The sequence below is a fragment of the Rhodococcus cerastii genome, assembly GCF_033042195.1.
In the GTDB taxonomy this organism is placed as follows: Bacteria; Actinomycetota; Actinomycetes; order Mycobacteriales; family Mycobacteriaceae; genus Rhodococcoides.
Window position 1 is genome coordinate 430,086 of the sequence record NZ_JAWLKF010000001.1, and the last position, 12,151, is coordinate 442,236.

General features: G+C 65.2%; 9 protein-coding genes. 2 read left to right on the plus strand and 7 right to left on the minus strand.

Features of this window, described 5'->3' with window-relative positions; translation table 11 throughout:
* Positions 1-43: 43 nt before the first annotated feature.
* The 6 genes from R3P93_RS01820 to R3P93_RS01845 form a co-directional block, all read right to left on the minus strand.
* Positions 44-1,513 carry a condensation domain-containing protein gene (locus R3P93_RS01820; protein ID WP_149405426.1) on the minus strand — a complete coding sequence of 490 codons (1,470 nt, stop codon included), beginning with the start codon at positions 1,511-1,513 and terminating at the stop codon, positions 44-46.
* Between the two features lie 125 nt (positions 1,514-1,638).
* A complete protein-coding gene (locus R3P93_RS01825; protein ID WP_037188062.1) occupies positions 1,639-2,052 on the minus strand; it encodes a SufE family protein in 414 nt (137 codons plus the stop codon).
* Positions 2,049-2,945: a sulfurtransferase gene (locus R3P93_RS01830; protein ID WP_094639333.1), complete on the minus strand. Its 897-nt coding sequence runs from the start codon at positions 2,943-2,945 to the stop codon at positions 2,049-2,051. The genes R3P93_RS01825 and R3P93_RS01830 overlap by 4 nt, the downstream gene beginning before the upstream one ends.
* A gap of 155 nt (positions 2,946-3,100) precedes the next feature.
* Positions 3,101-4,474 (minus strand): condensation domain-containing protein, encoded by a 1,374-nt coding sequence (locus R3P93_RS01835; RefSeq protein ID WP_317532304.1) that lies wholly within the window; start codon positions 4,472-4,474, stop codon positions 3,101-3,103.
* Positions 4,452-5,909 carry a condensation domain-containing protein gene (locus R3P93_RS01840; protein ID WP_317532305.1) on the minus strand — a complete coding sequence of 486 codons (1,458 nt, stop codon included), beginning with the start codon at positions 5,907-5,909 and terminating at the stop codon, positions 4,452-4,454. Before R3P93_RS01840 ends, R3P93_RS01835 begins: the two co-directional genes overlap by 23 nt.
* A gap of 46 nt (positions 5,910-5,955) precedes the next feature.
* Positions 5,956-7,398, minus strand: coding sequence for a condensation domain-containing protein (locus tag R3P93_RS01845; protein ID WP_068051242.1), 1,443 nt, complete (start codon positions 7,396-7,398; stop codon positions 5,956-5,958).
* A gap of 592 nt (positions 7,399-7,990) precedes the next feature.
* Between R3P93_RS01845 and R3P93_RS01850 the strand changes: the two genes are divergently transcribed.
* Entirely contained in the window at positions 7,991-9,295 is a 1,305-nt protein-coding gene (locus R3P93_RS01850; RefSeq protein ID WP_317532306.1) for a hypothetical protein, read from the plus strand.
* Between the two features lie 5 nt (positions 9,296-9,300).
* On the opposite strand, the gene R3P93_RS01855 is transcribed toward R3P93_RS01850, so the two are convergent.
* Positions 9,301-10,566, minus strand: coding sequence for a glycosyltransferase (locus tag R3P93_RS01855; RefSeq protein WP_317532307.1), 1,266 nt, complete (start codon positions 10,564-10,566; stop codon positions 9,301-9,303).
* Positions 10,567-10,721: 155 nt separating this feature from the next.
* On the opposite strand from R3P93_RS01855, the gene R3P93_RS01860 reads away from it, so the two are divergent.
* The gene (locus R3P93_RS01860; protein WP_317532308.1) at positions 10,722-12,101 is read left to right on the plus strand and encodes a hypothetical protein; all 1,380 of its coding nucleotides are present in this window, start codon (positions 10,722-10,724) and stop codon (positions 12,099-12,101) included.
* Positions 12,102-12,151: the final 50 nt, after the last annotated feature.

Genomic DNA, 12,151 nt, shown 5'->3' on the forward strand with positions numbered 1-12,151 from the left:
CGGTCTGCAGAGCTGCAGCTGACCGGCGGCGAGCCGCAGTGAGCTACTGATTGGTAGCGATCTGACCGGTGTCGGTATGTCCGATATCGGAACGCTCGTCGCCCGTGAGGGGGAATCGGGCGGTACCCGTGTCCGCAACATCGCTCAACAACTTTCGGAAGGCACCGACGTATTCGTGAACCCGCGCGGTCGCCTGCTCGGTGTTGGGATAGCGAGCCGCGATGTTGATCCCCTGCGGCGTGCGGTTGATCCAGATGTACACGTCGTGCTGGTACTGCTTGCTGCGCAACGCTCGGGCGTTCCAGTCCGGCCAGTGCTCGGCGGCAGGCGCGAACCGCACATCCATGAAGGAGACGACGAAACGCGGGCGGGCGGAATAGCCCAGAGTGGTGAACACGCGATCGAGAGGAACTCGGGCGATCGGTTTGGTCTTCTTCACCTCGGCCGAGGCCGCCGCGACCACCGAGCCGAACGAGTCCGCACCGGCGATGTCGAAAGAGATGGGGCACAGTCCGACGAACCAACCCAGCGCCGACGCCCATTGCGGTTCGTCGCGAGTGTGCACCGGCGTCACCGTGCGGAAACGAGTGCCGCCGCCCAGTTCGGAGCCGGTGATGGCCAGAACTGCGAGCAACCCGGCGAACAGACTGTGTCCGGTCTTGCGGCAGGCGACCGAGAACGAGTCGGCCTGGTCCGGGTCGAGCACCCACGCGGACAAACCGCCCTGCGGCAGATCGTCCGGGCTCGGATCTCCGATGTCGAGTGGAAAGGCCGGTAGCTCGCCTTCGCCGTCGACGAGAAAATCCCGCCATATCCGCACCGCGTCGTGGGAATGCTCCAGCTCTGCATTCCTCTCGCGTTCGGAGGAACCGAAGTCGAGGTAGCTGCCGGCCTCGAACAGGGCAGCGGGCGCACCACCGAGTTCCTCGCCGTACAGAGCAGCTATCTCGTGCGCGACCAGCACCGTGGACAGGCCATCGATGATCGAATGATCCGCTGCGAAGAACACGGTGACCGGACGCGTCTCGTCCACCGGTTCGAGCGTCACGAAGGCGTAGGCGGGCCAGATCAACGGTGAGGTGAACTCGTCGAACAGATACTGCAGGTGCTCGAACACCTCACTCGATTGCGCGCACCGTTCCTGCTCGACCTGCCAGATGTCGATGGCACCCTGCGCGGCGGTCACCCTCGTCATCTCGCCCGTCACCTCGTCGATCGACGCGCTCGAACGCATCGCCTCGTGCCGGTCGATCCAGTTCAGCACTGCCTGGCGAAACGCGGGCTTGTCCAGCGGGCCTGCGATTTCGAAGGCCGCGCCGAGCCATGATTCACGACCGCGGCGAGGACTGCTCAGGCTCGTACGAAGGTGTGCCTCGTGGACGTAGGACGTCGGCCTGGCGTCGGGATGCCAGCCAGCAGCCTCCGGAGTGCGGGCCTGCGGGCCGACGCTGGGTATCCACTCGGTGAGCGTGCCCGCGGGAACCGCGTAGTCCGCCAACTCCGTGAACTCCATATCGGCAGCAACCAACCTTCGTCGTACGCATCGGGGGGACTGGGCTTCAGGGGCCCTGCCGCGGAGTCTAACGACGACGCGTTGTATCGATCAAGACGACGGCACGTCACCTGCGCCGTCGCCGGTCAACGCAGGTGACGCTTGATCCGCGCCAACATCGCCGACATACCGCGCAGTCGCAACGGGCTCACCGCGTCGCTCAGCCCCAGAGCCGAGTAGAAATCGTCCGGTACGTCGAGGATCTCCTGTGCGCCGAGACCGTCGAGCCCCTGCGCCAGGATCGAGGCGAACCCCCGCGTGGTCGGAGCTTCCGGTGGGGCGCTGAAGTACAGCCGGACCCGCGCCGGATCGCCTGCATCCACCGACAGGAACAGCGGAGACTGGCACTCCGGCACCGGCTCCATCGCATCCTGAGCAAGGTGGTCGGGCAGAGGAGGCAGTTCGCGACTGAACTCCAGCAACAGCTGCAGCTTGTCCTGCCCCTCCACCGCGGCGAAGTCCTCGACTATCTCGGCCAGGGATTCCGGCAAGGCGCTCATCGTGTGGCCGGAGCCGATCCGGGCTCCTCGCCCTTGGCGATCGGGACGCGAACGGCGTTGCCCCATTCGGTCCACGAGCCGTCGTAGTTGCGCACCGACTGGTACCCGAGCAGATGGGTCAACACGAACCAGGTGTGGCTCGAACGCTCACCGATCCGGCAGTAGGCGATCACGTCGTCGGTGGCGGAGGTACCGGAGTAGATCTCGTCCAGTTCCGTGCGAGACCGGAACCGTCCGTCCGGTGCGGCTGCCTTGGCCCAGGGGATGCTCACGGCGGTGGGGATGTGACCTCCGCGCAGTGCACCTTCTTCTGGGTAGTCGGGCATGTGGGTGCGCTCGCCGGTGTACTCGGCGGGGGAGCGAACGTCGATCAGCGGCACCGTTCCGAGCGAGCCGAGAACATCGGAGGCGAACGCACGAATGGGTGCATCGTCGCGTTCGATCACCGGGTAGTCGGTGGCGGGGAACTCGGGCACGTCGAGGGTGGTGTCGCGGTTCTCCGACAACCAGGCGTCGCGGCCACCGTCGAGCAGACGCACGTCCTGATGTCCGAACAGCGTGAAGACCCACAGTGCGTACGCGGCCCACCAGTTGCTCTTGTCGCCGTACACGACGATGGTGTCGTCCCGGGAAATGCCTTTGCGGCTCATCAGTTTCGAGAACTGCTCGCCGTCGATGTAGTCGCGGGTGACCGGATCGTTGAGGTCGAGATGCCAATCGATCTTGACCGCGCCGGGAATGTGGCCGACGTCGTAGAGCAACACGTCCTCGTCGGATTCGACGACCCGAAGGCCGGGGGTACCGAGATGAGCGGAGAGCCATTCGGTCGATACGAGACGATCCGGATGCGCATAGTCGGCGAACGTTGCGTTGGAATCGGTTGGTACAGGCACGTATCGGCTCCTACGGAAGATATTCGGCTGGCGGCCCGCCCGGGGGTGGACGGTCTGCACTGTCGATCCTATGCGGAACCTCTGTCACGGGGCAGGAGTGGAGCCCGCGGAACGACTTCTATCAGGGCAGGAGTGGAGCCTGCGGAACGACTTTGTCAGGGCGTCAGGGCAGCGCTCTCGGGTTTCGCTGTGGAGACCCGCAGGAGGGCGACGAGTTCGGCGGTGAACGCATTCATCACCGAGTGTGCCTGTGCAGTGTCGGGAAATCGTGACCGCAATGCCAGGCCCGACGTGGTGCGCGAAACCCAGAACTGCGCGTCGTCGGACACCGTGGCATTGCTGATGTGGTGTGCATCGGTTCGGTCGAAGCGTTCGTGTCCACCGATTCTGGTGTAGTCGATGTACGACACCATGAACACGTCTCGACGCGACAAGGTGAACGCATCACCGAGGTTGTTCAGTACCTGGGGGATCGGAACGGTGCTCAGTGGCAGTGCTGCACGAAACGCTGTGTGGGCCGCGGTGATCGTGTCGGTGAGGTCGTGTTCTACCTCCACGGTCATGGGAGCGTTCGTGGTGAACCAGCCCAGTGCACGCGAGAATTGCTGCTGATGGCGGGTGTGCAACGGGAACAGGAACGGCACGCGGCTCGGTCCGCCTATCCCGGCGCACGCCTGCCCGATCGCAGCGACGACCCCGGCGAACATCCCGGCTCCGGAACGGGCGCAGAGCTCCGCGAAGTCGAGGGTGTGCTGCGCGTCGAGCAAGGGCGTGACAGTCGTTGCCTGAGGCGCGGTTTCACCCTCGGCGACGCCGAGGTCGAGCGGGAAACGCGGCGTGGTGCCACCGCACTCGGTGAGAAAGTTCGACCACCGCACCATGCGTTCGTCCGTGGGATCGACGAGTGGCTGGGTTGCTTCGACACGGCAGTACTCGACGAACCCACCGACCGGAGGCAGGGCTGCCTCCGGGTTCGACGGACAGCGGCGGTAGGCGTCGTACAGGGTGTTGATCTCGTCGACCACGACTGCGATCGACATGGCGTCGACGTTGGAATGATCGAAGGCGCACAACACCGTCGAGGTGTCCGGCCGATCGATTCCGAAACAGGTGTACGACGGGAATCGTCGTGCGTCGCAGTGTAGTTCGAGCGAATTTCGGAGGTGACTCCGGAGCATGGACCCTGACGAGAAGGTGGTTCGAGTGGTTTCCCTCATCTCGACCGCACCCGGTTCGTGAACCATCCGCTCGATTCCCGCCGCCGCGCGAACGAACGAACTACGCAGGGTGTCGTGTCGGTCGATCAGGCGCTCGAAGGCCCACCCCAAAGCGCGGGTGTCGAGCCTGCCCTGCACCTCGAAGGCTCCGGCAATCCAGACGCGCTCGGCTTCGTCCAGATCGCCGAGGTGAAACCGTTGGTTGAACGACGGCGGAACCGTCGACGGTTGCGGTTTCCCAGTGACGACGGCGGTGAACTCGACGACGGTGCCCGCGCGCGGGGTGTACTCAGTGATCGAGGTGACCCGCACCGGCCGGCTCCTGAACCAGATTTTCGAGCGTCAGATTGTAATCACCCTCGCGTGCGATGGTTTCCAGTACATGCGCCAGATGATCGTGGTACCGCTTCACCGCTGCGGCGGCAACGTCGGTATCAGGGGTCTGGGCCACCAGGTACAGGTGCTCACCGTCTCGGTTGATCCACATCGATGCGTTCGACGTCGAACCCTCGCCGGTGAAATGCTTCGCGCGCGTGTCCGCGTCTCGTCCGACGCCGGGGAACCAGCGAAAGTCGATGTACGAGAGCATGTTCGGACTCACTGCCAACTCGCTACCGAGAGTGCCGTCGGCGGCCAGCGCGCCCAGCACGGCGTGCACCGGGGCCTCCGCGATCTGCTTGGCCTGCTCGAAGCCTCGGTGGGCTCCAGCCGCGACGTCGGAGAACCTGTCGTGTCCCGCCACCTCGAATGCGACCGGAGCGAAGTTGACGAACCATCCCTGGGACTGTCCGTAGTCACCGTGATGCCGGGTGCTGAGCACGGTGATCCCGAAGTAGTCGGTGTTACCGGCCAATTCGAAGTCGGTGATCCCGACGGCGGCGAATATGCCGCTGCTCATCCGGGCCCCGGCGGTCTTGCACGCGGCGTCGAATGCAGCGGTCAGTTCTTTGCTCAACAGGTCGCGTTCGACGATGCGGACCGGAGCTTTCTCGCCGGGCGCGAGGCCGAGGTCGAGCGGGAACCGAGGCATCCGGCCGTCGTGTCGGGTGAAAATGTCTCGCCAGGCCGCGATTTCGGGAGAATCGGCCCCGAACGTCGCGGCCCGAGCCCGTTCGTCGGCGGCGTAGGCCAGATGACTACCTGCCTCTGCCGGGGTAGGTACGTCCGCGCCGGTCTCGAGTGCGTACAGATCGGCCAACTCGCTGATGACCAACGCTTGCGAGCCGCCGTCGGTGAATGCGTGATCTGCGCCGTAGTACAGGGTGAAGCTGCCGGGCCTGGCCACGACACCGACGACGAATCCGGGCCAGGCGTCCGCGGTCGCCTCGGACGAGAAGCGCCCCCGTACGTACCGTTGGAATCGGTCGTCGTCCGTGGTTTCTCCGGCGTCGGTCACCTCGAACGCCGCGACCTCGGGCGGGGCGAGATGCCGGACGACGTTGTTTCCCTCGACCTCGAACCAGCATCGAAGGCCCTCGTGACGCAGCACGTAGGCGGCCAGTGCGCGGCTCATCGCATCCGTGTCCACGTCACCGTCGATCTCGGTTGCCACCCCGGTGTACGCGGTGTGCACATCGCCGCGTTCGCGGGCCGCCCACGCGGCCTTCAGGTGGTCCTCCTGGAGAAACGAGACCGGAGTCGAATCGACAGGTGCCGCTTGGGCACTCGCACGGGCAGCCGCAGTGGGGTGCCATTCGAGCACTCGGCCGGGAGCAGGATTCCATCTGCCCATAGCGGTGATGATCATGGTCGCTTCATCCTCCTCGATAAGGGCCGCGGGCTGATTCGACGACTCACTCTGCGGCGACGGTCACCGACCGTGAGGCCGACGTGAGCACCGTATCGGTACCACTGTCGGAGTCGATCACTGCCGTCAGCACGGCGACGAACTCGGTGATGAAGCGGTGGACGTTGGTCGACGCGACATCCGAGCTGGGGAATCGCGCGGAGATGTTGAGCCCTTGGAGCGTCCGGTTGACCCAGAAGTAGACCTCGTCCTCGGCGTGGCAGTTGCTCCGCAGAGCCCGACCCTTGCGGTCCTGCCACTGCTCGGCGTCCGGGAGGAATCGAAGATCGATGTAGGACACCACGAATCGAGGAATTTCTGTCGACTCGAGGATCTGGGCGATCTTGGAGTACGGCATCCGTGCCAACCCCTTGTTCGCCGCGCCTGCAGTTGCTGCAGCCGCGACTGCCTCCCCGAAGGTGCGAGCGTCACCGAGCTCGATCTCCATGGGCAGAATCCCGACGTACCAACCCACCGCCGCGGCCCACTTCTGTTCGTCTCTGGTGTGCATCGGCATCACGGTGCGCAACGTCGTGCGACCGGACAGGCGGACGTTCGTCAGCGCCAGAGCGGCCAGTATTCCGGCCTGCATGTTGTACCCGGCGTTACGGCATGCAGCGTTGAAGGCATCCGACTGCTCGGAAGTCAGCAGCCAGGACGAGATGCTGCTCTGTGCGGCCGGGCCGGTGAGCGACCGGTCGACCGACACCGGAAGGGGAAATGCGGGAAAGCGTCCGTCCTCCACGGCCAGGAAGTCCTGCCAGGTGCGCACGGCGCTGTGGTCACCGGTCAGTGTCTCGCCGAGAGCCCTCTCGGACTGGCTGAAGTCCACATAGCTGCCGACCTCGGGCAACTGGGGGTCGATGCCTTCGAGGGCGTGCGCGTAGAGCTTGTCGATCTCGTTGATGGCGTAGATCTGGCTGTAGGCGTCCATCACCGAGTGGTCGGCGGCGAACGCAAGCAGAAACGACTCTCCCGGCCCGTTCGAGAGAGCGCGGGAGGCATCGTCCGGTTCGATGGTCGCGAGGACGAAATGCGGCCACGCCGTCGGGGAGACGGTGTCGCCGAACCAGGAGTGCAGATGGCTGAAGACCTGAGTCTCGGTCCGGGGTTCGGTGTGTGCCCGGTCGGTCACCTGCACTGCATCTGTCGGTGCGGTGTAGCGCAGCCAGGAACCGGATTCCTCGTCGCGCCTGACCTTGGTCCGAAATGCCTCGTGCCGACCCATGTACGCGGTGATGGTTGCGCGCACTGCCTCGACGTCGTAGCGGCGATGAATCTCGAACACCGTGCCGATCCACGAGCCCGGAGCGCTGCGCTCGCAATGGTCCTGGTGCGTGTAGGACAGACCGCGGGGGTCCGGTTCCCAACGGTCGTCGTCGACGCGGGGGACCCACTCGGTCAGGCGACCGGCGGGGAGGGGGTAGTCGGCGAGTTCGGTGTATTCCATGGGAGTCCTCTTCCGTTCCGGGCTCGGTCGGCGGTGCGCGGCGTTGGTTCGGTATTGCACGTTCGATTACGGTCGAGTCGATCGTGTAAACCCGTCGGTGATGATCGGGCAGCCGACCGGTCGTTTTATCCGATTGCTGTTGGATTGCTGCTTTCCGCATTGAAAGAACAACGTCGTTGCCGTCGACCCGAAGTGAGTTCAGAGAACACGATAGGGCGAAAGCGAAATTATTTCGCAGCGCGAAAAAGTAATACTTCTCACTGCCGAGCGTCTTGACTCGCCGGTCGCCGATCGGGAGTCGAGGGAGCGTCCGATTGTCGTATCTTATGAACGAATCACTGACTTTGCTGGTCAGCGTGATGATAGTTCACAATCGAAGTGTGGTGCAAACTGTCGTGCGACCCGAAACACGACCCACGCCACCGAATGGATCGAACATGGTCCGGGACACATTCGGGACGCCTTTTTCGTGCACCTATTGCCGAATGTGAATGCATTGGTGTGGCGAATTGACACCACTGCCCCTGGTTCGTGGATGTAGTAGGTTCGGCGCGTGACTCGAATTGGATTTGCCGATCACCTATTCTTGCGAATGCATCACGGCATCGGATATCCCGTCTACAACCAGTTCTTGTGGTGGTTCGACGAAACCGTCCAGCGAGTGGACCTGGAAAAGCTACGCGACAACCTGTCCGACGGTCTGCTCGCGCGCCGAGTGGTCTCGTCGACGGTGCCTACTGCCCGCGCTCGATGGGTGGCCTCGAACGTCTCCCATTCACTGGATTTTCACCCACACTTCATCGGATCGACCGAAGTGTCGGCCTGGGCCGACGGTTGCATCGATGACGACATCGATCCCGAGACCGGTCTCGGTTGGCGACTGGCGGCAGCTCCTCTGACCGACGGAGGGACGGTGCTCTCGTTGGTCGCTTCGCACATGGTCGCCGACGGCGGCGCTCTGATCGCCGCGTTCGCGGCTGCGAACTCCCCGTCCGTGCACCCTCGGTCGGTTCCGACCGAGGACGGAATCGCGGCCATCGGCTCGGACCTGCGAGACGCCGTGGGGCAGGTGCGGTCCGTAGCCGGCTGGTTGGTGAACACCGCTGCATCCGCGCTACCGATTCCCACCCGATCCGGTCCGGGCATCGTTGTCCCGCGCTCGCAGCCGACTCGCTCACAGCCGACGGCCGGTGCCGTGGATGCAGACTGGGTATCGCCTCACGCGGTGGCAGAGGTGGACGCAGGTACTTGGAAAGCGGCTGCGCAACGATGGGGTGGCACGTCCAATTCACTGTTCATCGCCGTTCTCACGGCAGCCTCCGGGCAGGCCGGGCGAGCCTCGATCGGAGACTCGGTGCAGTGGTCACTGCCGGTCAGCGATCGCACCGTCGACGACACTCGCTCCAATGCCACCAAGATCGTCAAGATCGAGGTCCCCGTCACCGACGCGGCCGACCGCGATCTGTCGACGATTCGGAAAATCAGCAAGGCGGCGTTCACCGCTTTCGCCGCGAGGCAGGCTGCCGGTCTACCACCCGCAGGCATCTCGCAGGCCCTCGTGCAGATGCTGCCCGACGCCGTGGTCGCGCGTGTTCCGCAACCGCGTGACGGTGCGGAAGGCCTGGCGTCGAACCTGGGTGCTCTGCCCGAGGTCTTCACCACGGTGGCCGGTATCGGAGCTCGTGCCGTATCGGGCAGGGCGACCTTCGCGGGTGCCGACGCCGCATTCGCGCGATCGTTGGACGGTGGGCTGACGGCCTGGCTGTGCGAGACGGACGCAAGCGTCACCGTGACCGTCCACGCCATGGACCCAGATCGATTCGTCGATGACCGGGCACTGCGTGACCATCTGGCGGAGGCGCTGGGCCGCTGGGAGTTGACTGCGCGCTTCTGGTGAGTGCGTCAGCGGTTCCGCGCTGCCGCCTCGGTGATGTCGGCAGCTGCGGCCACCGCAGTTGCAGTCGGGGCGACCGAGCCGGCCAATCGGTGTGCCGCCTGCCTGGCTCGGGCGGTAGTGATATCGGTAATGCCCTGCTGGAGAACGGATTCGGTCAAGGTCGAGAATTTCGTGCTGGTGCCGGCTCCGATCCTGCGCAGCGCGGCACCCCAGAACGGCTGATCGGCGCTGAACCAGCAGACGAGTGTCGGCAGGCCGGCCCGCGCCGTGGCAGCCGTCGTGCCTGCGCCACCGTGGTGGACCGCAGCCACGCATTGCGGCAGGATGCTCGCGTGATCGACCGACTCGACGATCATGATGTTCGAATTCGATTGGACTGCAGCAGGATCGGCACCGGCCAGATCGCTCCAGCCGGCACAGACGAGAGCGCGAACGCCCAGCCTTCGGGTCACGTTCTCGATCATGCGCAGCAGTGCCGCGGGATCGGGGACGGGCATGCTGCCGAAGCCGAAGTACACCGGCGCGGAGCCTGCCCGCAGCCATTCTTCCAACGCAGGATCGGAATCGACGCCAGCGCTGCTCAGCCCCAGGAATCCGACGAACGGGCGGTGTGAGCCCCACTGTTCTGCGAGCCCGGGGAACAGCGCCGACTCGTACGCCTGAATCTCCACTCCGCCGTAGCGTTCGGACCGAACAGGCAGCGAATGACGCGTCGGTGCAAGACCCAGGGACTTCCTCTGCGCGTTCTCGCGGGCCTTCATGGATTTCCAGCGCATCGACTCCGCCAGCGCCCACATCGACCGGTTGACGTATCCCGGTAACGTGATGCCCGGGGTCACGGGCACGACGTCGTTGCGGCGGAGCGGGCAGTAGTGAAGTGCCACAAAGGCATTGCCCGTAGACTCCGCCATGTTGAACGCCATCTCCTGCCCCAGCGAACCGGTGACGATCGCGTGACAGCCCTGGGCCATCCGTTCGAGTTCGGCCGTCATCTGATCCCAGCCGTGATTGGCCAGTTCCGCGAGTGCCGCCATCTTGGTCCGCGGGTTACGCGACTTGATGCGCACCCTGATCAACTCCGACTCCAGCAGTCGCTGGGTGTCCGGCCCGAACGAGAGCACGCCGATTCGTTCGGACTCAGCCGTTTTCGCGCGAGCGAAGTCCACGAGGTTCGGTGGTGCGCCGAACACCACGTCGTGTCCGCGATCCGCGAGTTCGACGCCGAGTGCAAGACCGGGCGTCACGTCACCGCGACTGCCGTTGAATGGCATCACGAACTTCATAGGGTCACTCGCAGTCGCGTCGGCGTGGAAAACGTCCTCAACCTATCAGTCCCGCAGGCCGCAGTTCGGATCGGAAAACATATGGCGGGAAACACATTTGCGGCCCACCTGCGTCCGCGCTCGTGCAGCGATAGTCTCGCGGGGTGGAAAGACTGACGTACGACGACGACCTGTTCCTCCGCATGGAATGCGTTCTCGGGGTACCGGTGGTGAACCAGATCGTCTGGCGGTTCGACCGCGCCGTCGCTCCGGACGCGCTGCGATCGATGTGGCGAATGCTCGCCGAAGGCCCCATCGATCGATCCGTTCGACGGGCCCGGCTGCCCGGAGCCCGTGACAGCTGGACCGCAGCGCGTCGATCCGCTGATCCGGTGGTGATAGGGCCACCGATCGCCCGCGCGGCGGTCGACAGGTGGATCGAGGACGAGGCCGCCGTGGCGTTGGATCCGATCGGGGGACCGGCGTGGCGATTGTCGGCCACGTCGGTGGAAGAAGGCGGCACGGTCGTGTCGTTGGTCGGCTCTCACGTCGTCGGCGACGGCGGGGCGCTCACCTCCGCAGCCGCGGCCGCGCTGGCCGGACACGCCGTCCCCGACGATTTTCTGCGTGTCGGCCTCGATGACGGTCCCCTGTCCGCGACGGCGATCTCCCGTGCCGATCTCTCCGATGGTCTCGGCCGTGTCGGTGCAGCGCTCTCGGGTGCGGCACGAGCGCTCGGCCGCACCGCGGTGGCGGCGGTACGGGCACGGTCCACGGCGTCCGCCGACGCGAGCGCAGGAACACCGGAGGGCACCGGTGCCGACCGTCCGCGTGCGATCGTCGCCCCTGCCGAGGGCGCGTGGAGGCCGAGCACCGTCGTCGTCGATTGTCTGTCCGCGGAGTGGTCTGCCGCCGCGGCGAGCAAAGGGGGCAGTTCCAACAGCCTGCTGGTCGCGGTGGTGCTCGGGATACTGACCGGGAGCGGCCGAGTCTCGACCGAGGACCGGGTACGCGTCGCCCTTCCGGTCAGTACCAGGACCACGGGTGATCGGCGTGCCAACGCGACGTCCGGCGTCTCGATCCACGTCGAGCCGGGAGGGACGTATCTCGACGATCTCGGAGCAATTCGAGCGGCGAGCAAGCAGGCATTCAGAACCCAGGCCGATCGCACGGTCACCACGACATTCGAGCTCCTCAAACCGCTGATGCAGTTGCTGCCCGACGCGATCGTGGCCAAACTCGCCGCGTCGGGCTCGGCCCCGCTGTGCCTGTGCTCGAATCTCGGTGCCAGAGGCGTCGCACTGCGGACCATCGGTGGTCTGGACGCCACCGCGGTGGCGATGAGGTCCATCACGCAGAACACCGACGTGGCCCTACTACGCCGCACGGGCGGTGGAGTCAGCGCTTGGTGGAACGAATCGGGCGAACGCGCCACCCTGTGCGTCACCGGGCTCGATCCGGACAGCTTTCCCAGCAAAGAGCACCTGAGAGGGCTGGTCGAGGTGGAGTTCGATCGATGGGGCCTGACGCCCGAGTTCTGGTGACCTCGAGACAAGTCACAACCGCGGGCAAGGACGGATTTTCGACCGGATCG

Coding starts and splice junctions, on each gene's coding strand:
- R3P93_RS01825 (WP_037188062.1), bottom strand. CDS start 2,052: ATGAGCGCCTTGCCGGAATCCCTGGCCGAGATAGTCGAGGACTTCGCC.
- R3P93_RS01850 (WP_317532306.1), top strand. CDS start 7,991: ATGCATCACGGCATCGGATATCCCGTCTACAACCAGTTCTTGTGGTGG.
- R3P93_RS01820 (WP_149405426.1), bottom strand. CDS start 1,513: ATGGAGTTCACGGAGTTGGCGGACTACGCGGTTCCCGCGGGCACGCTC.
- R3P93_RS01845 (WP_068051242.1), bottom strand. CDS start 7,398: ATGGAATACACCGAACTCGCCGACTACCCCCTCCCCGCCGGTCGCCTG.
- R3P93_RS01840 (WP_317532305.1), bottom strand. CDS start 5,909: ATGATCATCACCGCTATGGGCAGATGGAATCCTGCTCCCGGCCGAGTG.
- R3P93_RS01855 (WP_317532307.1), bottom strand. CDS start 10,566: ATGCCATTCAACGGCAGTCGCGGTGACGTGACGCCCGGTCTTGCACTC.